Below are 23,738 nucleotides of genomic sequence, written 5' to 3'. Positions count from 1 at the left end.
AATTAATATTTCCTTTTTTTCATTCACCCTCTTGCTTACTGCCATTCAGCAACGCTTACCTGTCGCAAATCCTTTACAGTTTTTAAACTAATGAGACGAATCTGATCGACGCAAAAAGTCCGTATGCCTACTATTAGCTCACGGTTATAAATCAACATATTGATTTATAAGCATGGAATCCCCTGAGTGAAAAACGAATTGCTGTGTGTAGTCTTTGCCCATCTCCCATGATGGGCTTTTTTTTAACACTTTTTCGCCCCAACAACTCGCCTCTCGATATCTCCAGGAATATTGCACAAGATACTGTGATTCTCTTCAAGCCGTTAGCTGGCTGATAGTGTTATTTATATTTTATCCTTTTATTCATGCAGCCATTACACAATGAACGCTTATGAACTCCAGGCACTACGCCATATTTTTGCCATGACTATTGATGAATGCGCGACCTGGATTGCCCTGACGGGTGACAGTGAAAGCTGGAAACAGTGGGAAGACGGCAAACGTGCCATTCCTGATCGCGTTGTTGAACAACTGCTGGCTATGCGTCAGCAAAGAAAAAAACATCTTCACGCTATCATAAAGAAAATAAATAACCGCATCGGCAATAATACCATGCGTTCCTTCCCTGACTTAACTGCGTTTCAACGTGTCTACCCTGATGGCAATTTTATTGACTGGAAGATTTATCAATCGGTAGCCGCTGAATTATATGCGCACGATCTTGAGCGTCTTTGTTGATATTTTAACGGGAATCAATAGCCATTATTACAAGAATAATGACCGGATATTGACGCAACATCGCCACACTTTTTAAAGCAAAATTGCTAAGTGGAACTTATGAAAATGCTGTTTTTGTTTGGTATTCCTGCCTGCCCGAATTTAACCCTCGCTTACTGTCTGGCAGTGTGCGTCGGTATCGCCAACTCAGCACTGGATACTGGTGGCTACCCCGCGCTGATGGAATGTTTCCCGAAAGCCTCCGGTTCAGCGGTAATTCTGGTTAAAGCGATGATCTCATTCGGGCAAATGTTCTATCCAATGCTGGTAAGTTATATGCTGCTGAATAACATCTGGTACGGCTATGGGTTAATTATCCCAGGCATATTATTTGTACTTATTACATTGATGCTATTGAAAAGCAAATTCCCCAGCCAACGGGTTGATGCTGGCGTTGCCGGAGAATTATCGCAAATGAACAGCAAACCGTTAGTCTGGCTGGAAGGTGTTTCATCGGTAGTGTTCGGTGTCGCGGCATTCTCGACCTTTTATGTGATAGTGGTGTGGATGCCCAAATATGCGATGGCATTTGCCGGTATGTCGGAGGCCGAGGCTTTAAAAACCGTATGGATTCGCTGGTCTGTGTCTTTATCTTTGCTGCACTACTGAAAAAATGGTACGCCCCATCTGGGCTAATGTTTTTAACTCTGCGCTGGCAACGATCACTGCCGCCATTATCTATCTCTACCCTTCTCCGCTGGTGTGTAATGCCGGAGCCTTTGTTATCGGTTTCTCTGCTGCTGGCGGTATTTTACAGCTCGGTGTTTCGGTCATGTCAGAGTTCTTCCCAAAAAGCAAAGCCAAAGTCACCAGTATTTATATGATGATGGGGGGATTGGCTAACTTTGTTATTCCACTGATTACCGGTTATCTGTCGAATATCGGCCTGCAATATATCATCGTTCTCGATTTCACTTTTGCTCTGCTGGCTCTGGTGTTAATTATGGATGTTACGGCTAAATATGAATTAATTGGGCTGATGGCTTATCCTATCCGCCATAGCTTATCGCCTGAAATGCAGAATAAAGCCTTAGAAAAAGCGGGATTGCCATTTACCTATATGGCCTTTGAGGTGGATAACGACAGCTTTGCCGGTGCAATTGAAGGATTAAAAGCCTTGAAAATGCGCGGAACCGGTGTGTCGATGCCAAACAAACAACTGGCGTGTGAATATGTTGATGAATTAACGCCAGCGGCAAAACTGGTGGGGACGATCAATACCATCGTCAATGATGACGGCTACCTGCGCGGCTATAACACTGACGGCACTGGTCATATTCGCGCTATTAAAGAGAGCGGTTTTGATATCAAAGGCAAAACTATGGTGCTTTTAGGTGCCGGTGGCGCATCAACGGCAATTGGCGCTCAGGGTGCAATTGAAGGTTTAAAAGAAATTAAACTCTTTAACCGTCGGGATGAGTTTTTCGATAAAGCCCTCGCCTTCGCGCAACGGGTTAATGAAAACACCGATTGTGTCGTAACCGTCACCGATCTTGCCGACCAGCAAGCCTTTGCTGAAGCGCTGGCTTCTGCCGACATTTTAACCAACGACACAAAAGTAGGTATGAAACCCCTTAAGAATGAGTCTTTAGTTAATGATATCAGTTTGTTACATCCAGGACTTCTGGTCACTGAATGCGTGTATAACCCGCATATGACGAAGTTATTACAGCAGGCGCAACAAGCAGGTTGCAAAACGATTGATGGATACGGCATGTTGTTGTGGCAAGGGGCTGAACAGTTCACGTTATGGACTGGCAAAGATTTCCCTCTGGAATACGTTAAACAGGTCATGGGGTTCGACGCCTGACAGGCTGACCGCGTGCAGAAAGGGTAAAAAATGAAAACCGTAACCGTAAAAGATCTCGTCATTGGCACGGGCGCACCAAAAATCATAGTCTCGCTGATGGCGAAAGATATCGCCAGCGTGAAATCTGAAGCTCTCATCTATCGTGAAGCGGACTTTGATATTCTGGAATGGCGCGTGGATCACTTTGCCGACCTCTCCTGTGTAGAGTCGGTCATGGCAGCGGCAAAAGCTATCCGTGAGATAATGCCGGAAAAACCACTGCTGTTTACCTTCCGCAGCGCCAAAGAAGGCGGTGAGCAGGCACTTTCGACAGAAGCGTATATTGCGCTCAATCGCGCAGCCATCGACAGTGGTCTGGTCGATATGATCGATCTGGAGTTATTTACCGGCGATGATCAGGTTAAAGAAACCATCGCCTACGCTCACGCGCATGATGTGAAGGTTGTCATGTCCAATCATGATTTCCATAAAACGCCAGAGGCCAAAGAAATCATCGCCCGTCTGCGCAAAATGCAGTCCTTCGACGCCGATATTCCCAAAATTGCACTGATGCCACAAAGCACCAGCGATGTGCTGACATTACTTGCCGCGACCCTGGAGATGCAGGAACAGTATGCCGATCGTCCAATCATTACGATGTCGATGGCAAAAACTGGCGTAATTTCTCGTCTGGCCGGTGAAGTATTTGGTTCGGCGGCAACCTTTGGCGCAGTAAAAAAAGCCTCTGCGCCGGGGCAAATATCGGTGAATGATTTACGCACAGTATTAACTATTTTGCATCAGGCATAATAAATAACGCTCCGGCGGGAACTGCCTTACCCGCCGAAATAAAAGTAAGTATTTTAAGAGTATTTAATAAAAATATTCCGTGAATATCTGCGCGCTATTTTTCTGGCTGACGCAGGGAAATTCACACCTGAATCAGAAAAAAAATAATGAAACCTGTAAAACCATCTCGTATTAATGGACGAGTGCCGATCCTGTCGGCACAGGAAGCAGTAAATTATATCCCCGACGAAGCAAGACTTTGTATATTAGGCGCTGGCGGCGATATTCTGGAGGCCACCATATTAATTACCGTTCTTGCTGATAAATATAAGCAGACCCAGACACCGCGTAATTTATCAATTATTAGCCCTACAGGGCTTGGCGATCGCGGTATTAGTCCGCTGGCGCAAGAAGGTCTTGTGAAATGGGCATTATGCGGACACTGGGGACAATCGCCGCATATTTCTGACCTTGCAGAACAAAATAAAATTGTTGCCTATAACTATCCACAAGGTGTGCTCACCCAAACATTGCGCGCCGCCGCTGCCCACCAGCCGGGGATTATTAGCGATATTGGTATCGGCACATTTGTCGACCCTCGCCAACAAGGCGGAAAACTTAATGAAGTGACCAACGAAGACCTGATTAAAATGGTCGAGTTTGATAATAAAGAATATCTCTATTACAAAGCGATTGCGCCGAATATCGCCTTTATTCGCGCCACCACCTGCGACAGCGAAGGCTATGCCACCTTTGAAGATGAAGTGATGTATCTCGACGCATTGGTTATTACCCAGGCGGTGCACAATAACGGCGGTATCGTGATGATGCAGGTGCAGAAGATGGTTAAGAAAGCCACGCTGCATCCCAAATCTGTCCGTATTCCGGGCTATCTGGTGGATATCGTTGTTGTCGATCCCGATCAAACTCAGCTTTATGGCGGCGCACCGGTTAATCGCTTTATTTCTGGTGACTTCACGCTTGATGACAGCACCAAACTTAGCCTGCCCCTTAACCAACGTAAACCATCCGGTAAAATACAAAAGTTTTTGTTAAGGAAAGATATTATTCAGCGATTAACCCAGCGTTATTGCGAAATCATGGAATAAGTTTCGTATGCGGAAATAGCGTAAGCCCGGCGACAGGACGCCGCCGGGTATTTATTTTACTTTTTCAGTTCAGCCAGACTTAACCATGTTTGCACCACGGTATCCGGGTTCAGGGACAAGCTATCGATCCCTTCCTCCATCAACCATGCTGCAAAGTCCTCGTGGTCAGACGGGCCCTGACCGCAAATCCCGACATATTTGCCCTGTTTCTTCGCGGCACGGATCGCCATTGATAACAGTGCTTTCACGGCGTCATTGCGCTCATCGAACAGTTCAGAAACTACGCCGGAGTCACGATCCAGACCGAGCGCCAACTGTGTCATATCGTTTGAGCCGATAGAAAAACCATCGAAATATTCGAGGAACTGTTCAGCGAGCAAGGCGTTGGACGGAATTTCACACATCATGATGATCTTCAGCCCGTTCTCACCACGTTTCAGCCCCTGACGCGCCAGTTCTTCAACCACCGCTTTCGCCTGCTCAACGGTACGCACGAACGGGATCATGATCTCAACGTTGGTTAACCCCATGTCGTTGCGCACACGTTTCACCGCTTCACACTCCAGCGCGAAGCAGTCGCGGAAACTTTCGGAAACGTAGCGCCCCGCGCCACGGAAGCCAAGCATCGGGTTCTCTTCATGCGGCTCGTAACGCTCGCCGCCCACCAGGTTGGCGTATTCGTTAGATTTAAAGTCCGAGAGACGAACAATGACGCGCTTCGGATAAAACGCAGCGCCCAGCGTCGCGATCCCTTCGGTCAGACGACCAACATAAAATTCACGCGGGGAATCAAAACCTTTCATCATCTCGCGGATTTCGTTTTGCAACTGCGGTTCCTGGTCGTCAAACTCGAGCAGTGCGCGCGGGTGAACGCCAATCATGCGGTTGATGATAAATTCCAGACGCGCCAGACCCACGCCTTCGTTTGGCAGGCAGGCGAAGTCAAACGCACGATCCGGGTTACCGACGTTCATCATCACTTTCAGCGGCAGATCCGGCATGGTTTCCACGCTGGAGCTTTTCACGCTGAATTCCAGCAGTTCGGCATACACGTAACCGGTGTCACCTTCGGCACAGGAAACGGTAACCTTCTCACCGTCTTTCATCCGTTCGGTTGCATCACCACAGCCGACTACCGCCGGAATACCCAGTTCACGAGCGATGATCGCCGCGTGACAGGTACGCCCACCACGGTTAGTGACGATGGCCGACGCTTTCTTCATGATCGGTTCCCAGTCCGGGTCGGTCATGTCGGTGACCAGCACATCACCTGGTTCGATGCGGTTCATTTCGCTGATGTCATGAATGACTTTCACCGGGCCTGCGCCAATGCGATGACCGATAGCACGGCCTTCTGCGATAATCTTGCCCTGTGAATGCAGGGTATAACGTTCCGTGACCTGGCCGCGTGAACGCACGGTTTCTGGACGCGCCTGCACAATGAACAATTTGCCGGTGTGACCATCTTTTGCCCACTCAATGTCCATCGGGCGACCGTAGTGTTTCTCAATTTGTACGGCCTGTTTTGCCAGTTCCTGCACTTCTTCGTTGGTCAGCGAGAAGATGTCACGCTGTTCCTGTGGCACATATTCAATTTTAACCTGTTTGCCATGTTCCTGAGTCGGCGCGTAGACCATGCGGATTTTTTTCGACCCCATCGTGCGGCGCACGATAGCCGGACGATTCGCCGCCAGCGTTGGTTTATGCACGTAAAATTCATCCGGGTTAACCGCGCCCTGCACCACCATTTCACCGAGGCCCCATGCGGAAGTGATAAACACCACCTGGTCGAAACCGGATTCGGTATCAATGGAGAACATCACGCCAGAGGATGCGAGGTCGGAACGCACCATCCGCTGAACACCGGCGGAGAGTGCCACGCCACGGTGATCGTACCCCTGGTGAACGCGATAAGAGATAGCGCGATCATTAAACAGGGACGCAAAGACATGTTTCACAGCTACGAGGACGGCGTCAAACCCCTGAACGTTAAGGAAAGTTTCCTGCTGACCGGCAAAGGAGGCATCCGGCATGTCTTCTGCGGTGGCGGAGGAACGCACTGCAAAAGAGGCGTTTTCGTCATCGGCAGAAAGCTGGGCATAGGCTTCGCGGATGGCATTTTCCAGCTCAGGCTGGAAGGGAGTGTCGATAATCCACTGGCGGATTTGCGCGCCCGCTTTCGCAAGCTGGGTAACATCGTCAATATCCGTTTTATCCAGCAGTTCATAAATGCGCTGGTTTACGCCGCTTTGATCCAGAAACTGGTTAAACGCATCGGCGGTTGTGGCAAAACCATTCGGAACGGAAACACCCATTCCGGAAAGGTTAGTAATCATTTCACCCAGGGAGGCATTTTTGCCCCCAACCCTGTCTACATCATTCATGCCGAGTTGGTTATACCAAAGCACCAGCGGTGACGAGCCATTGTTGGACATCGAACAATCCTTTTGTGATAAATGAACGGTTTGAGAAACACATTTCTGCGCATTTATCTTTGCATATTTAACCGGATGAAAAAAACGGTGAATCGTTCAAGCAAATATATTTTTTTGCTTTTTAAGACTGCTCCCAGCGTTGCGCAAATCCACTATCTTCGATAATTCCCACATAAACCATCGGTATAAACGAAACCATAAAAATGAAATGCTATTTTCATAAAAAATAAAATTGAAGGTTCATTTTATAAACCAGTCATAACGTTCTACGCTTCTGTGCATTTTTAATTTATGCTTTCATAGAATTATGTCTGCATCTCGGGAAGAACAAAATGGATAATGCTGTTGATCGCCACGTTTTTTATATTTCTGATGGTACGGCAATTACTGCGGAGGTATTAGGTCACGCAGTCATGTCGCAATTTCCCGTTACTATCAGCAGCATTACGCTGCCGTTTGTCGAAAATGAGAGCCGTGCACGGGCGGTGAAAGATCAGATCGACGCGATTTACCAGCAGACGGGCGTGCGCCCGCTGGTCTTTTACTCCATTGTGTTACCGGAGATTCGCAACATCATTTTGCAAAGCGAAGGGTTTTGTCAGGATATTGTTCAGGCGCTGGTTGCTCCGCTACAACAAGAGATGAAGCTGGACCCGACACCAATTGCTCACCGTACCCACGGCCTGAACCCTAATAATCTTAATAAATATGATGCGCGCATTGCGGCGATTGATTACACCCTCGCCCATGATGACGGCATTTCGTTGCGCAATCTGGATCAGGCGCAAGTGATCCTGCTCGGCGTCTCTCGCTGTGGTAAAACACCTACCAGCCTTTACCTCGCGATGCAGTTTGGCATTCGCGCAGCAAACTACCCCTTTATTGCCGATGATATGGACAACCTGGTCCTGCCTGCGTCGCTCAAACCACTTCAGCATAAGTTGTTCGGCCTGACTATTGACCCGGAGCGGCTGGCAGCCATTCGCGAAGAACGTAGAGAGAACAGCCGCTATGCCTCGTTGCGTCAGTGCCGGATGGAAGTCGCAGAAGTGGAAGCGTTGTACCGTAAAAATCAGATCCCGTGGATCAACAGTACCAATTATTCGGTAGAAGAGATTGCCACCAAAATCCTTGATATCATGGGACTTAGTCGGAGGATGTACTAGAAAACTAGTATAGAAGTTCGTTTTTTTGTTACTATGCCGTCAATTGCGCGAGGTGTTGCCTGCCTCGCACTTGAAATCAGCAGGGATTGGTTTATCGTGATGCGCATCACTTCCTGGCAACCCTGCCGTTGAAGCAACAAATTTCTGAGACTTGTAATGAACAGAACTGACGAACTCCGTACTGCGCGTATCGAGAGTCTGGTAACGCCCGCTGAACTCGCGCTGCGGTATCCCGTAACGCCTGGCGTTGCCAGCCATGTAATTGATTCCCGGCGCAGAATTGAAAAAATATTGAATGGTGAAGACAAGCGACTGTTGGTCGTTATTGGTCCCTGTTCGATCCACGATCTTACCGCTGCAATGGAGTATGCCACCCGTCTGCAGGCGCTGCGTAATCAGTACCAGTCACGGCTGGAAATCGTAATGCGCACTTATTTTGAAAAACCGCGCACCGTTGTCGGCTGGAAAGGATTAATTTCCGACCCGGATTTAAACGGCAGCTATCGCGTAAATCACGGCCTCGAACTGGCGCGCAAGTTACTGTTGCAGGTGAATGAACTGGGTGTGCCCACTGCCACTGAGTTTCTCGATATGGTGACCGGTCAGTTTATTGCCGATCTGATTAGCTGGGGGGCGATTGGCGCACGCACAACCGAAAGCCAGATCCACCGTGAAATGGCTTCAGCTCTCTCCTGCCCGGTAGGTTTTAAAAATGGCACTGATGGCAACACGCGGATTGCCGTAGATGCAATCCGTGCTGCCCGCGCCAGCCATATGTTCCTCTCGCCAGACAAAAACGGCCAGATGACCATTTACCAGACCAGCGGCAACCCGTATGGCCACATTATTATGCGTGGCGGCAAAAAACCGAATTACCATGCCGATGATATCGCCGCCGCCTGCGATACATTGCACGAGTTTGATTTACCAGAACATCTGGTGGTGGATTTCAGCCACGGCAATTGCCAGAAGCAGCATCGTCGCCAGTTAGAAGTCTGTGAAGATATTTGTCAGCAAATCCGCAATGGCTCTACGGCGATTGCCGGCATTATGGCGGAAAGTTTCCTGCGCGAAGGTACGCAAAAAATTGTCAACGGTCAGCCGCTCACCTATGGCCAATCCATTACCGACCCGTGTTTAGGCTGGGAAGATACCGAACACCTGATCGAAAAACTCGCCTCTGCGGTAGATACCCGCTTCTGAATGCGTGCCCATTCCGTCGGGAATGGGCATTTCTGCTCAACCTGTTGTCTTCACAACGAATTATTACTTGCCCTGACGCAATATTATATTGATAATAAGAATCATTGTTATATCAATTATTATTAATTTTTATGAGCTATACGGATAGCAGCAGACTCACGCCTAAAACGGATGCAAATCAGAAGGCTCCTTCCCCACAGCCCATTCGGCGGATTGCCAGCCAGACACTGCTAGGTCCGGATGGCAAGCTCATCATTGATCATGACGGACAAGAATATCTGCTACGTAAAACACAGGCAGGCAAACTGTTGCTGACCAAGTAGCGTTTAACTTGAACAACTGACTTCCAGCCGTTTGCCCCAGTCCGGTGGACGGCTGACATAATCATCATCTCTGTCGCTGAAAGGATTTCGCAACGCCTCATGCAGGCGATGTAACTCCGTCATATCGCCTTGTTCTGCCGCCTCGATGGCCCGTTGTGCCAGCCAGTTACGCAACACCAGCGCCGGATTGACGCTCTGCATAAGTTGCTGACGTTCGCTGTCGGTGACTTCATCTTGCTGCAAACGCGCCCGATAACGCGCAAACCAGTTATCAAACGCCGCACGATCAATAAATTCATCACGCAGTGGTGATGCCGCGCTGTGCTGCCCGGTCAGACTCAACATGCGGAATGTGCGGGTATAATCGCTGCGCTCTCGCGCCATCAGGCTGAATAATTCACTCAGCAAAACGTTATCCTCTTTTTGTTCCGTCATGAAGCCCAGTTTTCGGCGCATCCGTTGCCCATATTGGCTCAACAAAACCTGCTGATAGCTGTCCAGTGCCTCATTCAACGCATCCACAGAAATAAATGGCGATAATGTCTGTGCCAGACGCTGTAAATTCCACAACGCGACGGCAGGTTGATTATCAAAACTGTAACGCCCTTGATGATCCGAGTGATTACAGATAAAGCCCGGTTCGTAATCATCAAGAAAACCAAACGGTCCGTAATCGAGCGTCAATCCGAGAATTGACATATTGTCAGTGTTCATCACGCCATGTGCAAAGCCGACTGTCTGCCAGTTAGCAATTAACGACGCGGTACGTGCGACAACATCGGTAAACCAGAGACGGTATTTGTTCTCATCATCCTGAAGGTGCGGCCAGTAATGACGAATGGCAAAATCAGCCAACTGGCGAACTTTTTCCGGCTCGCGGCGATAATAAAAGTGCTCGAAGTGGCCAAATCGTAAGTGACTGCGCGCCACACGCATCAGCATCGCGCCCAATTCCACCGTTTCCCGATAAACCGGCGTATCGCTGGTGACAATACTTAAAGCGCGCGTCGTTGGAATGCCCAGGTAATGCATCGCCTCGCTGGCGAGGCTTTCGCGAATCGTAGAGCGTAATACCGCCCGTCCATCGCCCATTCGCGAATAAGGCGTCAGCCCCGCACCTTTCAAATGCCAGTCCATTGTGGTGCCATCGGCAAGCTGTTGCTCACCAAGTAGAATGCCGCGCCCGTCACCCAACTGGCCCGCCCAGACGCCAAACTGATGACCACTGTAGACCTGCGCCAGTGGTGACATGCCCGGTAGTAATGTTTCTCCTCCCCAGACGCCCGCGCCACTTTCAAACAGCGACGATGGAATACCCAGCGTATTAGCCAGTTCGGCGTTATACCAGATCAGCCGGGCATTATTTAAAGGCGTGGGGGAAAGTGATGTATAAGTTGCAGGTAATTCATCACGCCAGCGAGTAATAAAAGACAGGGTCATAGATCCTCCTGTCTGATAGTGTAGACGGTAACCCTCGTCTTAAACACCAGCAAACAAAGGGGTTATCGCTGAACCAGGGTTGTTACCTTGCTTACGGGAACGGCTGGCCATAAGCTTCCTTGTAGGGCATGGAAACCATACGGCGTTATTTTCGCCAACATTCCTGAGGTATCAATACCCGCCGCAATGATATAGTTGCAACAGGGTGATATTTGCGCATGAATAGCACGAATAAATGGCGCGAAGGATGTATTAGCTATTTGTTGCTGAACAAAGCCTTTATCCAACATAACTCGGGTGAAAAGACCATCAAATATCGCTTTCATGGTACTGTTTCCCGCACCTAAATTTCCCAATACCAATGGAAAAATTTGCGATAAGTGCAAAAGGTTGTAATTATCTTTCCCCTCATTAAGCTGTGGATAATTTTCATTAATCCGCAATTCAACAAAGGGGATTTTTAATAGTTGGGCTGCGTAATTATTATCAATTAATAATAACCTTGCCACTTGCGGTGTCAAATTAACCCATGCAAAGAGTTTGTGTCGAATAAAAAAATGTTGGCATGATTTAAGTAATTCCAACTGCTCGACAAATAACTGCCAATGCTGCTCCTCGGAAAGTTGCGCCATAACCCGCGTCGTCGGGATGCGAACCGTACCGTCTTCACTGGAGAAATGGGTTATTAATTCAATCCCAACAAGATTTTGCTGACTATCTCTTATCGGCAGAAAATAGCAATCAGAATGATAAACATTCTCCAGTAGAACCTTCATGGTAACCACCCTTCTCCAGGAATGTTTTTGCAATTCCGGCTAAAAAAGATGAGACCATAAGGCATAAAAAATACAGATCGGATAACTTTCATTTTTTCCTTGTTAACCACTTTTTCAGGGGTCCCTTTTAAGATTATCCTAATTATAAACGAATATTCCATTTACGGAATTTTTGTCTGAAAAATACTACTTTATTCAGAAGTAAAAGGACGGCGATGTATCATCACCGTCCTTTTTGACATACTAGATCCGTCTTGCTTGCCAGAAATTTTTCTGCCAGTAGACATTATCAAGGGAAGAGCGCATCACCCCTTTGCTGGTAGAAGCATGAATAAATTGGTTGTTGGTATCATAAATACCCACATGTAAACCATTTTGCCCGGAGCCAGTTTTGAAAAAAACCAGATCGCCTGGCAGCAACTCTTCTTTATCAATTTGAGTACCGATAGAGGCCTGCTGCTTTGTTTCACGCGGCAACTGCAAATCGAAACGATCGCGCATCGTTACGACCACAAAGCCTGAGCAGTCCACCCCACGACGACTCATGCCGCCATAACGATAAGGTGTGCCATGCCAGCTTTGTAGTTGATCGTTCAAACCGGCAATGACGGTAATAGAGTCAGAAAGTCTGGCATTTGGCGGCGGCGCTTTGTGATGGCTACACCCAACCAGAAACAGTGCTGTGATTAAAATAAGGCAGAAACGCATTCCGTACGAATCCTCTGTTTTTTATTCTTGCATTAATTTAGCGTCGAAATTACCCGATTTTCAAGATGCTATTGCTATCAGGCAGTCGAAATCAGCATTCTGTGTCCTTCAATGTCCAGACGGCGGAAATTCATCCCGTAAGCCTGGGCCAGGTTCGGCGGCGTCAAAACTTCATCCCGGCGTCCACTGGCTAACAGTTTCCCTTGTTTAAGTAACCAGGCCCGATGCGCGTGACGCAATGTGTGATTGAGATCGTGACTGCTCATCACTATCGCCAGTCCTTGCTGGCACAGCGCGCTCAGAATTTTGTCTAACGCACTTTGCTGGGCAACATCAAGGCTGTTCATGGGTTCATCGAGAAGCAGCAATTGACCATCAGGATTGGCTTGCGGCGTGATTTGCAGTACCACCGCAGCAAGACGCACTCGTTGCCATTCACCGCCGGAAAGTTGATTAGTGTTACGTCCGAGCTTGTCATCAAGGGCCAGCGCCCCGGCAACATCATTTAGCAGGTCAGTACGCGTTTTATCATGCTGATGCATGGTCAGGTAATGCCATACCGGCATAGCAAATGGCGGCGTTTGTTGCTGCGAAAGGTAAGCACGATGCAGCGCGAGCTTCGCCGCGGACCATGCTTCCAGTGGCTGGCCAGCAAACTGAATGTTTCCCATACCGCTGGTCATTCCGGCCATCCGCGCCAGCAACGTACTCTTGCCTGCGCCGTTCGGCCCCACCAGATGCAGGATCTCCCCTGCCCGGACTTCGCCAGAAAGCGGCCCCAGGCGGGTTGATTCCGCAACATCCTGTAACTGCATCACAATAGACATTATTTCGCCAACGCCAGTTTAATGCTTTCCATCACAATAGGATCTTCCGGCGTCATATCCGGGGAAAAACGCTGGATAACCTTACCATCCCTGCCCACTAAGAATTTTTCAAAATTCCATAAAATATCATCAGGATACAGTGGTGCCCGACCCTTACTGGCCAGGCGCGCATAGAATCCGCTTTCTTCCGGCGCAACGGCGGTCGGCGCTGCGGCGCTGCCCGGCTCTTGCTCAAGAAACTGGTTGCACGGAAATCCCAATACTATAAAACCACGATCGGCCCAAGCTTTCTGAATGTTCTCTAACTGTTCATATTGCGGCGTTAAGCCACACTTTGAGGCGACATTGACAATCAGTAGCACATTACCGGCATATTTCTCCAGCGTGGTCACTTCACCGTCAATCGTCTTCACTACGGTGGTCAGTATGGAATCTTGCATCGTGTCTCCTGGATGAGGTCAGTAAAAATCTTAGCTTTTAATCATAGACCGTCTTTTGCGGCTAACGCCCTGCTTTTAACAATAACCAGATAAACACCGGCGCTCCCAGGATTGCGGTGACCACACCAATGGGCAACTCGGCGGAAACCAGCGCCAGGCGAGCGACAATATCAGCGAGAAGCAATGCGGTAGCTCCCGCCAACGCACAGCCGGGAAGCAATACACGATGATCGGTTAACCCGCACAGCCGCAGAATATGCGGGATCACCAACCCAATAAATCCGATAGCACCAGCAAGCGCCACACTGACGCCGACCATCCAGCCGGTCGCGGCCACCAGCACATTGCGCCAGAACCACAGAGGCAAACCTAACTGTCGCGCCGGGATCTCACCAAGCGCTAACATATTCATCGGTCTGGACTGGCAGCAGACCCACAGCAGTACGGGAATCAACGCCAGCATCAACCAACTTTGCCGCCACTCAACGCCGCCAAAGCCGCCCATCATCCAATACATCAACTGCCGTAAATCAACAGAAGTGGAAAAGTAGATGGCCCACGTCATTAATGCACTACAGATAATCCCTAATGCAACCCCCGCCAGCAATAATCGGCTGGTCGAAAGATGACGACGAGCAAAACGTAAGAGAATTAAAGTGATAATGAGCGCACCAGCAATTGCACAAAGTCCCAGCGCCCACTCAGGTAATTGCCCTTGCCCCAGCAATACAGCAGCAATAAGCCCCACACCTGCACCGTTAGAGACGCCGAGTAGCCCGGGTTCTGCCAATGGGTTTTCAAATAACGCCTGCATCACTGCACCGGACAATGCCAGCGCCGCTCCAACCAATAGCACAGCCAGCGTGCGCGGAAGACGTATTTGCCAGATAAAAAGCTCGCCTCGGGGGGTAAACCAGTCATCTGGCGAGATCCATTGCTCACCAGCACAAAGGCTTAAAAGAAGCGCCAGCAGCATTAATGCTGACAAGGTAAATAACCAGCGTACATTTTGTCGCTGTTGTTGGCGGGCAAGTGTCAGCATGATATCCGTTCAGCTTCAGAATAATGCTGTTGATTTTACGGTGACTCAGCGGGAGTGAAAAGAAAAAAGGCCGCAGAGCGGCCTTTTTAGTTAGATCAGATTACTCGTCTTTGGGCGAAGCGTTTTCGACCCGGCTTTTTAACTTCTGCCCTGGTCTGAAGGTCACCACGCGCCGTGCTGTAATGGGAATATCTTCGCCCGTTTTCGGGTTACGTCCCGGACGTTGATTCTTATCACGCAGATCGAAGTTACCAAAGCCAGAGAGTTTTACCTGCTCGCCGTTTTCCAGAGCGCGACGGATCTCTTCGAAAAACAGTTCAACCAGTTCTTTGGCATCCCGCTTGCTAAGCCCAAGCTTATCAAACAGATATTCTGACATTTCAGCTTTTGTAAGCGCCATAGGTTCAATCCCTCAATGATGCCTGGAATCGCTCTTTTAATGCCTCTACACATTTGGCGACGGTAGCGGCAATCTCCTCTTCTTCGAGTGTACGGCTGGTATCTTGCAGGATCAGGCTTATGGCGAGGCTCTTATACCCCTCCGCAACACCCTTACCGCGGTACACGTCAAATAAGTTTACGCCAACTACCTGATTTACGCCAACTTTCTTACATTCGGATAAAATATCCGCAGCGGGAACGTTTTCTGCGACCACAACCGCGATGTCGCGACGGTTCGCCGGGAAGCGAGAAATCTCGCGCGCTTGAGGCACCACGCGGTCTGCGAGCTTGCGCCACTCCAGTTCGAACACCAGAGTGCGACCGTTGAGATCCAGTTTACGTTCCAGTTCAGGATGAACAACCCCAACAAAACCAATGCGTTCACCTTTCAGATAAATCGCTGCGGATTGTCCAGGATGCAGCGCCGGATTCGCTTCTGCACGGAACTCAACCTCATTCAGTTTACCAGTCAGGTCGAGAACGGATTCCAGATCACCTTTCAAATCATAGAAATCAACGGTCTCTTTTGCCAGGTTCCAGTGCTCTTCATAACGGTTACCGCAAATAACACCAGCTAACATCAGATCCTGACGAATGCCCAATGGTGCCTGGGTGTCCGGAACAAAACGCAGGCCACTTTCGAAAATACGCACACGGTTTTGCTGACGGTTCTGGTTGTACACTACCGTTGCCAGCAGGCCAGTCCACAAAGAAAGGCGCATTGCTGACATTTCAACCGAGATCGGACTTGGCAGCAGTAACGCTTCTGCACCCGGGTGGATCATCTGCTGAACTTTCGGATCCACGAAGCTGTAGGTGATCACTTCCTGATAGCCTTTGTCGTTGAGAAGCGTTTTCACACGTTTGAGCGACAGGTCAGCTTCGCGGTGAGTGCCCATAATCAGGCTCGCCTGCACCGGCTCGTCCGGAATGTTGTTGTAGCCATAAACACGAGCGACTTCTTCGACCAGATCCTCTTCAATCTCCATGTCGAAACGCCAGCTCGGCGCAACTGCCTGCCACTCGTCCTTACCTTCGGTCACTTTGCAGCCGAGGCGACGCAGAATGTCGGTAACCTGCTCATCGGCAATATGATGGCCGATCAGGCGATCCAGTTTGCTGCGACGTAAAGTGATAGTCGCACGCTTCGGCAGCGTTGCTTCGTTGGTGATATCGATAACCGGACCTGCTTTACCGCCGCAAATGTCAATCAGCAGACGAGTCGCACGTTCCATTGCTTTATGCTGCAGTGCCGGATCAACACCACGCTCGTAACGGTGAGACGCATCGGTATGCAGGCCATGACGACGAGCACGACCGGTGATAGACAGCGGGCTGAAGAAAGCGCATTCCAGCAAAACGTTTTGCGTTTCTTCATTTACGCCAGAATGTTCGCCGCCGAAGATGCCACCCATTGCCAGTGCCTTGTTGTGGTCAGCAATAACCAGAGTGTCAGCATTCAGCTTCGCTTCAGTGCCATCGAGCAACACCAGCGTTTCACCCTCTTTCGCCATCCTCACCACAATACCGCCTTCAATGCGATCTTTATCGAAAGCGTGCATCGGTTGACCCAGTTCAAGGAGCACGTAGTTGGTCACGTCAACGACCGCATCGATAGAACGAATGCCGCAGCGACGCAGTTTTTCTTTCATCCACAGCGGAGTTGGGGCTTTAACGTTAATGCCTTTTACGACGCGACCAAGATAACGCGGGCAGGCTTCAGGCGCTTCTACTGCAATCGGCAACGTATCGTCAATGGTTGCACCAACCGGAATGATTTCCGGTTCAACCAGCGGCAACTGGTTCAGCACAGCAACGTCGCGCGCAACACCAATGATGCCTAAGCAGTCGGCACGGTTTGGCGTAACGCTGATTTCGATAGTGTTATCATCGAGTTTCAGGTATTCACGAATGTCAGTACCAATCGGCGCATCCGCTGGCAGTTCAATAATGCCGTTATGATCGTCAGAAATGCCCAGCTCGGAGAAAGAGCACAGCATCCCTTCAGACGGTTCGCCACGCAGTTTCGCCGCTTTAATTTTAAAATCACCCGGCAGAACAGCACCAATGGTCGCTACCGCCACACGCAGGCCCTGACGGCAGTTTGGTGCGCCACAGACAATATCCAGCAGGCGATCACCACCAACGTTGACTTTCGTCACTCGCAGTTTGTCAGCGTTTGGATGCTGTGCGCACTCAACTACTTCACCAACAACCACGCCATGGAAGCTACCGGCAACCGGTTCTACACCGTCAACTTCCAGACCCGCCATAGTGATTTGATTCGCCAGCGCATCGCTATCAATCGCTGGGTTCACCCATTCGCGTAACCACAGTTCACTGAATTTCATAATCTATTCCTGCCTTATTTAAACTGTTTGAGGAAACGCAGATCGTTTTCGAAGAATGAACGCAGGTCGGTGACGCCGTAACGCAACATAGTCAGGCGCTCCATCCCCATCCCAAAGGCAAAACCGGAGTAAACTTCCGGGTCGATACCGACGTTACGCAGCACATTTGGATGCACCATGCCGCAACCCAGCACTTCCAACCATTTGCCGTTTTTACCCATAACGTCCACTTCTGCAGACGGTTCGGTGAACGGGAAGTAGGAAGGACGGAAGCGGATCTGCAAATCTTCTTCAAAGAAGTTACGCAGGAAGTCGTGCAGTGTGCCTTTCAGGTTGGTAAAGCTGATGTTGGTGTCAACAATCAGGCCTTCCATCTGATGGAACATCGGTGTGTGAGTCTGGTCGTAGTCGTTACGATAAACACGGCCAGGTGCGATGATACGAATCGGTGGCTGCTGGGCTTTCATGGTGCGGATCTGTACGCCAGACGTCTGGGTACGCAGCAGGCGAGTAGCATCAAACCAGAAAGTGTCGTGGTCAGCGCGCGCCGGGTGGTGACCTGGAATGTTCAGAGCATCAAAGTTATGATAATCGTCTTCGATTTCCGGCCCGGTAGCCACGGTAAAGCCAAGCTCACCGAAGAAACTTTCGATACGGTCGATAGTACGGGTCACCGGATGCAGACCGCCGTTTTCAATACGACGCCCCGGCAAGGAGACATCAATAGTTTCTGCTGCCAGACGCGCATTCAACGCCGCGCTTTCCAGCGCGGCTTTACGCGCATTCAGCGCCTGCTGCACCTGCTCTTTTGCTTCGTTGATAACCGCACCGGCTGCCGGACGCTCTTCTGGCGGCAGCTCACGCAGGGTCGTCATCTGAAGGGTCAAGTGCCCTTTTTTACCCAAATATTCGACGCGCACATTGTCTAACGCGGCAACATCTGACGCCTGGCTAATGGCCGCCTTCGCACTGGCAACCAGTTCTGCGAGATGTGACATGGTTTTCCTCATTGTGTCGGTGGTGACACTGGTTCGTTGGACTTAGAGCCTATCCCATCAGGCTATTTTACTTGCCATTTTGTCCCGGACAGTGCTCGAAATCCTCACGTACTTAAGTACGCTCCGGTTTCTCCGCGCTGGCCGTGTCCAAACTGACTGCGACAATTACGCCTGATGAGACAGGCTTTTTATTTTTCAGAACGCGCATACAAAAAAAGCCTCCACTGGGAGGCTTTCAGGCGCTGTTTTCCGTTTCTCTTCTCACGCGCTAGCCTCCTGGAGTCAGGTGCTAAAGTAAAAAAAGAAGCGGAAAATAGCAGCATTCATTGCTTGCGTTACCTTTTGGAACTTTTCAAAAGACCTTTATTGAAAAGGCTACGACGATAAAAGTCAATGTTCTGATAGTGTTGAAACGAAAAGAGGGAGACAAGCTCCCTCTTTCAACTGGCTTATGCCAGAGCTGCTTTCGCTTTTTCAACCAGAGCGGTGAACGCTACTTTGTCGAATACTGCGATGTCAGCCAGGATCTTACGGTCGATTTCAACAGAGGCTTTTTTCAGGCCATTGATGAATTTGCTGTAAGAAATACCGTTCTGACGTGCTGCTGCGTTGATACGCGCAATCCACAGTTGACGGAACTGACGCTTACGTTGACGACGGTCACGGTAAGCATACTGACCAGCCTTGATAACAGCCTGGAAGGCAACGCGGTATACGCGAGAACGCGCACCGTAGTAGCCTTTAGCTTGTTTCAAAATTTTCTTGTGACGTGCGCGTGCAATAACACCACGTTTTACGCGAGCCATATGTGCTCTCCTGTATCTATTCTAATTAAAAAGTTAAAAAACGTTAACGGCTTATGCGTACGGCAGGCACGCGATTACCAAGCCCAGATCGCCTTTAGAAACCATGGCTTTCGGACGCAGGTGACGTTTACGTTTGGTCGCTTTTTTGGTCAGAATGTGACGCAGGTTAGCGTGCTTGTGCTTAAAACCACCTTTACCGGTTTTTTTGAAGCGCTTAGCAGCACCGCGTACGGTCTTAATTTTTGGCATTTTAATAACTTCCACTTCGCATTGTTGATAAACAGAAACAAAGGCGAATCACCCTGTGAGCCGAGGCCCACAGGAATGATTACTTGATGGCCTTACTGTTTCTTCTTAGGAGCGAGCACCATGATCATCTGGCGGCCTTCGATCTTCGTTGGGAAGGATTCGACCACTGCCAGTTCTTGCAAATCGTCTTTCACGCGATTAAGCACTTCCATACCGATTTGCTGGTGCGCCATCTCACGACCGCGGAAACGCAGTGTGATTTTGGCTTTATCACCCTCTTCCAGAAAGCGAATCAGGCTGCGGAGTTTTACCTGATAGTCGCCTTCATCTGTACCAGGACGGAATTTAATTTCCTTAACCTGGATAACTTTTTGCTTTTTCTTCTGTTCCTTAGAAGACTTGCTCTTTTCATAGAGGAATTTGCCGTAATCCATGATACGACAAACCGGCGGCTCGGCGTTAGGGCTGATCTCGACTAAGTCTACTCCGGCTTCTTCAGCTTTCTCCAGAGCTTCTCTCAGACTCACAATACCAAGCTGCTCGCCTTCCAGACCTGTTAAGCGAACTTCCTGGGCGCGAATTTCGCCATTAATACGGTTAGGGCGCGCCGTTTGAACTCGTTTTCCGCCTTTAATACCTTATTCCTCCAATTGTTTAAGACTGCGGCTGCGAATCTCTTGTTGCAGCTTCTCGATCACTTCATTTACGTCCATGCTTCCCAGGTCTTTACCACGGCGGGTGCGAACGGCAACTTTGCCAGATTCCACCTCTTTATCACCACAGACCAACATATACGGGACGCGACGCAAAGTGTGCTCGCGGATTTTAAAGCCAATCTTCTCATTTCTCAAGTCTGCTTTAACACGAATGCCCGCATTTGATAGTTTTTGCGTCAATTCGTTAACGTATTCAGACTGCGAATCAGTAATGTTCATGATAACAACCTGAACCGGCGCAAGCCAGGTCGGGAAGAAACCAGCGAACTCTTCGGTCAGGATACCGATGAAACGTTCCATAGACCCCAGAATTGCGCGGTGAATCATTACCGGAACCTTACGCTCGTTGTCTTCGCCCACATAGGAGGCGCTCAGACGAGACGGCAAGGAGAAGTCCAGCTGTACCGTACCGCACTGCCATGCACGATCGAGGCAGTCATACAGGGTAAATTCAATTTTCGGACCGTAGAAAGCGCCTTCACCCAGTTGATATTCAAACGGGATGTTGTTTTCTTCCAGCGCAACTGCCAGGTCCGCCTCAGCACGATCCCACATTTCGTCGCTGCCAATACGTTTTTCAGGACGAGTGGAAAGTTTGACCACGATTTTCTCGAAGCCAAAAGTGCTGTACATATCATAGACTAAACGGATACATCCGTTAACTTCATCGCGAATTTGTTCTTCAGTACAGAAGATATGCGCGTCGTCCTGAGTGAAACCACGTACACGCATCAGTCCATGCAGAGAACCTGACGGCTCGTTACGGTGGCAGCTACCGAACTCGGCCATACGCAGCGGCAGATCGCGATACGACTTCAGCCCCTGGTTGAAAATTTGTACGTGACCCGGGCAGTTCATCGGCTTAATGCAGTATTCACGGTTCTCTGAAGACGTGGTGAACATCGCATCTTTGTAGTTTTCCCAGTGTCCGGTTTTTTCCCACAGGACGCGGTCCATCATGAACGGACCTTTTACTTCCTGATACTGGTACTCTTTCAGTTTAGAACGTACGAACACTTCCAGTTCACGGAAGATTGTCCAGCCGTCGTTGTGCCAGAACACCATACCCGGCGCTTCTTCCTGCATATGGTACAGGTCAAGCTGCTTACCGATTTTACGGTGGTCGCGTTTCGCGGCTTCTTCCAGGCGCTGCAGGTAAGCGTTGAGGGCTTTTTTGTCTGCCCACGCAGTACCGTAAATACGCTGCAACATTTTGTTGTTGCTATCGCCGCGCCAGTAAGCCCCTGCTGTTTTCATCAGTTTGAAGTGATGGCAGAAACGCATGTTCGGTACGTGCGGACCGCGGCACATATCGACATATTCTTCATGAAAATAGAGACCCGGCAGGTCATCATGGGCAATATTTTCGTCCAGGATGGAGACTTTATAGCTCTCGCCGCGTTTAACAAACGTTTCACGCGCTTCGTGCCAGCTAACTTTCTTCTTAATGACGTCGTAGTTTTTCTCAGCAAGCTCATGCATCCGCTTCTCGAGTGCTTCGACATCTTCCTGGGTTAACGTGCGGTCAAGATCAACGTCATAATAGAAACCGTTGTCAATAACCGGGCCGATTGCCATTTTGGTATGCGGCCAAAGTTGTTTAATTGCGTGCCCTAACAGGTGCGCGCAGGAGTGACGAATGATCTCCAGACCTTCTTCGTCTTTAGCGGTAATGATCGCCAGTTTAGCGTCGTTTTCAATCAAATCGCACGCATCTACCAGTTCGCCATTAACGCGCCCTGCGATACAGGCTTTCGCCAGACCTGGACCAATGTCCAGCGCAACATCCATGGGGCTTACAGCGTGGTCGTAATGGCGTTGGCTGCCATCAGGAAGAGTAATAACAGGCATGTTATATCCTTATTTGCAGTGGTGACCCACACGAAAGATCACATACAAAGATTCATATGAAATTTACCAAAAAGGTTTGGGTTGATTCCCGCTTCACTCTGCGAAATATGTCACAGCATACCGGTTGGTGATGCCAGACCTACACCCACTTTCTGATAATACCGCCTGGCAGTTTACACGGTATTTGTTGTCGGGCAAAGCGACAATCACCATGATCGATATGATATAAATCAACACAGGCAACACCTGCCCATTTTGTTACACTCGATTATCGACTACTCGAAATACGCAGGAAAATCGCATGCCGACAAAACGTTTTGACAAAAAACACTGGAAGATGGTGGTGGTACTACTGGCTATCTGTGGCGCGATGCTGTTACTGCGTTGGGCAGCAATGATTTGGGGCTGAATGGTAAGACTCTATCCGCTAACGTAAAAGCCAGACCGCACGTCGCAGTCCGGCAGTAATAGTTACATTTTATATCCCAGCGATAACGTTGTTCGGCGGTCAGTATGTTCTGGAGCCGATTCAGGCGGTTCAGAGTTCCACGTGACGTTGTAAGCCACTTTAAGACCGAAATGCTCATTGATGGCAACATTCAGCGCGCTTTCCGAGTTTAACGTCGTGTCTTCCGCGCCAAAGACGGAAACACCTTGGGTAAATTTAGTGTTGTCGGTCAACTGCCACGCATAAGCCCCGGAAGCATAACCCAGCGGCTGAGTTTCACTGGCATTGTCGGTATATTTGTCGTAACGCACGCCAGGACCGAATTCAAAGCGGAAACTGTGTACCGGACCATTCAAAAACTGGCGACCATAACCCGCAGTCAGCACATCGCGTTCGCGATAACCGTTATAACGGTCTGTCAGCCAACTAGCCTGACCAAATAAATAGTCATAGTCAGTTAAATTAAAACGGCTACGCCCGCCCACCGCATATTTTTCCGAAGAACGTTCATCATTAGAAGACGTATTGCTGGCGTTCCCCCACAGCGACCAGGCAGTAGTATACCCATACCAGGTCATAGTGGTATCAGCCGTTAGTGAAGAACTTTTCGTGTTACCTGATTGTGCAAGGTAACCTGCATTCAGATTACCTTCGAAAGGTTTTTTGGCGCTGGCAGGGTCGTCCATGACAGTAAAAACGGAATCATCGGCAGTTGCATTCAGAGACGCAAACATACCCCCCGCCAACATAACGATGGCAGGAACTGTCTTCAAAAGCTTCATTTATTAAAAGTCCGTACAACAAAAAAAGAGACCATCGCGGTCCCGGAAACTTTCTTGAGGATCAAAGAGTAGCGTCCCTGGAAAGGTAACAAATTATAAAAAGGAGTGAAAAACTTAGCAATGACTTCTTATTTCATTTTTTGAATAAGCACATTGCGAAAACAGATATTTATTTATATATCTTTACCCGATTAATTTTATATAAATATCCAATAAATCATATTGTTAATTTCTTCACTTTCCACTGATTCAGTGCCAGACTGAAATCAGCC

24 protein-coding genes, 1 other RNA gene, 1 pseudogene and 1 other annotated feature are annotated in these 23,738 nt (G+C 49.2%); of the genes and pseudogenes, 10 read left to right on the top strand and 16 right to left on the bottom strand.

The annotated features are described in order from the left end of the window. Window positions 1–140: 140 nt before the first annotated feature. The 6 genes and pseudogenes from rprA (at window position 141) to C1192_RS03785 (ending at window position 4,464) form a co-directional block, all read left to right on the top strand. Window positions 141–246: antisense sRNA RprA (rprA, locus tag C1192_RS03810), an RNA gene on the top strand. A gap of 135 nt (window positions 247–381) precedes the next feature. Further along, window positions 382–738, top strand: a complete 357-nt coding sequence (locus C1192_RS03805) for a YdiL family protein (protein ID WP_000995294.1) — start codon at window positions 382–384, stop codon at window positions 736–738. 96 nt (window positions 739–834) lie between these two features. Beyond that, a pseudogene (locus tag C1192_RS03800) lies at window positions 835–1,741 on the top strand (MFS transporter); the annotation flags it as partial. Beyond that, window positions 1,721–2,587 (top strand): quinate/shikimate dehydrogenase, encoded by an 867-nt coding sequence (gene ydiB, locus C1192_RS03795; RefSeq protein ID WP_038354336.1) that lies wholly within the window; start codon window positions 1,721–1,723, stop codon window positions 2,585–2,587. The pseudogene C1192_RS03800 and the gene ydiB, both read left to right, overlap by 21 nt. A gap of 30 nt (window positions 2,588–2,617) precedes the next feature. After that, window positions 2,618–3,376, top strand: a complete 759-nt coding sequence (gene aroD, locus C1192_RS03790) for a type I 3-dehydroquinate dehydratase (protein ID WP_038354305.1) — start codon at window positions 2,618–2,620, stop codon at window positions 3,374–3,376. Window positions 3,377–3,522: 146 nt separating this feature from the next. Beyond that, a complete protein-coding gene (locus C1192_RS03785; protein WP_077784507.1) occupies window positions 3,523–4,464 on the top strand; it encodes a CoA-transferase in 942 nt (313 codons plus the stop codon). 56 nt (window positions 4,465–4,520) lie between these two features. On the opposite strand, the gene ppsA is transcribed toward C1192_RS03785, so the two are convergent. After that, complete coding sequence (ppsA, locus tag C1192_RS03780; RefSeq protein WP_038354304.1) at window positions 4,521–6,899, bottom strand: phosphoenolpyruvate synthase; 2,379 nt, start codon at window positions 6,897–6,899, stop codon at window positions 4,521–4,523. Window positions 6,900–7,231: 332 nt separating this feature from the next. On the opposite strand from ppsA, the gene ppsR reads away from it, so the two are divergent. The 3 genes from ppsR to hemP all read left to right on the top strand — a co-directional run bounded on the left by ppsR (window position 7,232) and on the right by hemP (window position 9,591). Next, window positions 7,232–8,065, top strand: a complete 834-nt coding sequence (gene ppsR / locus C1192_RS03775; protein ID WP_000368060.1) for a posphoenolpyruvate synthetase regulatory kinase/phosphorylase PpsR — start codon at window positions 7,232–7,234, stop codon at window positions 8,063–8,065. A 156-nt stretch (window positions 8,066–8,221) separates the two neighbouring features. After that, on the top strand, window positions 8,222–9,268 hold the full coding sequence (gene aroH, locus C1192_RS03770; RefSeq protein ID WP_038354303.1) for a 3-deoxy-7-phosphoheptulonate synthase AroH: 1,047 nt from the start codon (window positions 8,222–8,224) through the stop codon (window positions 9,266–9,268). A gap of 131 nt (window positions 9,269–9,399) precedes the next feature. After that, window positions 9,400–9,591: a hemin uptake protein HemP gene (gene hemP, locus C1192_RS03765; RefSeq protein WP_001516313.1), complete on the top strand. Its 192-nt coding sequence runs from the start codon at window positions 9,400–9,402 to the stop codon at window positions 9,589–9,591. Between the two features lie 3 nt (window positions 9,592–9,594). Here the strand turns inward: hemP and selO are convergent, their stop codons facing one another. From selO to thrS, 14 genes are all read right to left on the bottom strand, one after another. Beyond that, entirely contained in the window at window positions 9,595–11,031 is a 1,437-nt protein-coding gene (selO, locus tag C1192_RS03760) for a protein adenylyltransferase SelO (protein WP_038354302.1), read from the bottom strand. 62 nt (window positions 11,032–11,093) lie between these two features. Next, complete coding sequence (locus C1192_RS03755; RefSeq protein WP_000866247.1) at window positions 11,094–11,807, bottom strand: EAL domain-containing protein; 714 nt, start codon at window positions 11,805–11,807, stop codon at window positions 11,094–11,096. A 243-nt stretch (window positions 11,808–12,050) separates the two neighbouring features. Continuing rightward, window positions 12,051–12,515, bottom strand: coding sequence for a C40 family peptidase (locus C1192_RS03750; protein WP_001209789.1), 465 nt, complete (start codon window positions 12,513–12,515; stop codon window positions 12,051–12,053). 77 nt (window positions 12,516–12,592) lie between these two features. After that, window positions 12,593–13,342, bottom strand: coding sequence for a vitamin B12 ABC transporter ATP-binding protein BtuD (btuD, locus tag C1192_RS03745; RefSeq protein ID WP_000029478.1), 750 nt, complete (start codon window positions 13,340–13,342; stop codon window positions 12,593–12,595). After that, window positions 13,342–13,782, bottom strand: coding sequence for a thioredoxin domain-containing protein (locus tag C1192_RS03740; RefSeq protein ID WP_038354301.1), 441 nt, complete (start codon window positions 13,780–13,782; stop codon window positions 13,342–13,344). Before C1192_RS03740 ends, btuD begins: the two co-directional genes overlap by 1 nt. Window positions 13,783–13,843: 61 nt before the next feature. Further along, window positions 13,844–14,824 carry a vitamin B12 ABC transporter permease BtuC gene (btuC, locus tag C1192_RS03735; protein WP_038354300.1) on the bottom strand — a complete coding sequence of 327 codons (981 nt, stop codon included), beginning with the start codon at window positions 14,822–14,824 and terminating at the stop codon, window positions 13,844–13,846. 100 nt (window positions 14,825–14,924) lie between these two features. Beyond that, a complete protein-coding gene (gene ihfA, locus C1192_RS03730; RefSeq protein ID WP_001229265.1) occupies window positions 14,925–15,224 on the bottom strand; it encodes an integration host factor subunit alpha in 300 nt (99 codons plus the stop codon). A gap of 4 nt (window positions 15,225–15,228) precedes the next feature. Beyond that, window positions 15,229–17,616: a phenylalanine--tRNA ligase subunit beta gene (gene pheT, locus C1192_RS03725; protein ID WP_038354299.1), complete on the bottom strand. Its 2,388-nt coding sequence runs from the start codon at window positions 17,614–17,616 to the stop codon at window positions 15,229–15,231. Between the two features lie 14 nt (window positions 17,617–17,630). Next, window positions 17,631–18,614, bottom strand: coding sequence for a phenylalanine--tRNA ligase subunit alpha (gene pheS, locus C1192_RS03720; protein ID WP_016261977.1), 984 nt, complete (start codon window positions 18,612–18,614; stop codon window positions 17,631–17,633). A 208-nt stretch (window positions 18,615–18,822) separates the two neighbouring features. Beyond that, window positions 18,823–18,947, bottom strand: a sequence feature (Phe leader region). Next, window positions 18,897–18,941, bottom strand: coding sequence for a pheST operon leader peptide PheM (pheM, locus tag C1192_RS03715; RefSeq protein ID WP_001386830.1), 45 nt, complete (start codon window positions 18,939–18,941; stop codon window positions 18,897–18,899). It overlaps the preceding feature by 45 nt. Window positions 18,948–19,063: 116 nt before the next feature. Then, window positions 19,064–19,420 carry a 50S ribosomal protein L20 gene (gene rplT, locus C1192_RS03710; protein WP_000124850.1) on the bottom strand — a complete coding sequence of 119 codons (357 nt, stop codon included), beginning with the start codon at window positions 19,418–19,420 and terminating at the stop codon, window positions 19,064–19,066. 51 nt (window positions 19,421–19,471) lie between these two features. Continuing rightward, a complete protein-coding gene (gene rpmI, locus C1192_RS03705; RefSeq protein WP_001124225.1) occupies window positions 19,472–19,669 on the bottom strand; it encodes a 50S ribosomal protein L35 in 198 nt (65 codons plus the stop codon). A 92-nt stretch (window positions 19,670–19,761) separates the two neighbouring features. Continuing rightward, the gene (infC, locus tag C1192_RS03700; protein ID WP_001700733.1) at window positions 19,762–20,304 is read right to left on the bottom strand and encodes a translation initiation factor IF-3; all 543 of its coding nucleotides are present in this window, start codon (window positions 20,302–20,304) and stop codon (window positions 19,762–19,764) included. 3 nt (window positions 20,305–20,307) lie between these two features. Then, window positions 20,308–22,236 carry a threonine--tRNA ligase gene (gene thrS, locus C1192_RS03695; protein WP_001144185.1) on the bottom strand — a complete coding sequence of 643 codons (1,929 nt, stop codon included), beginning with the start codon at window positions 22,234–22,236 and terminating at the stop codon, window positions 20,308–20,310. 301 nt (window positions 22,237–22,537) lie between these two features. Between thrS and yniD the strand changes: the two genes are divergently transcribed. Further along, window positions 22,538–22,645 carry a small membrane protein YniD gene (gene yniD, locus C1192_RS03690; RefSeq protein WP_001142445.1) on the top strand — a complete coding sequence of 36 codons (108 nt, stop codon included), beginning with the start codon at window positions 22,538–22,540 and terminating at the stop codon, window positions 22,643–22,645. Window positions 22,646–22,707: 62 nt separating this feature from the next. Here yniD and C1192_RS03685 read toward each other — a convergent pair whose 3' ends face one another. Further along, window positions 22,708–23,466 carry a DUF481 domain-containing protein gene (locus C1192_RS03685; protein WP_000771407.1) on the bottom strand — a complete coding sequence of 253 codons (759 nt, stop codon included), beginning with the start codon at window positions 23,464–23,466 and terminating at the stop codon, window positions 22,708–22,710. Window positions 23,467–23,738: the final 272 nt, after the last annotated feature.

The organism is Escherichia marmotae (assembly GCF_002900365.1).
Lineage (GTDB): Bacteria > Pseudomonadota > Gammaproteobacteria > Enterobacterales > Enterobacteriaceae > Escherichia > Escherichia marmotae.
The sequence above is the reverse complement of the archived record's forward strand: the minus strand, read 5'-3'. Positions and strand labels throughout refer to the sequence as shown.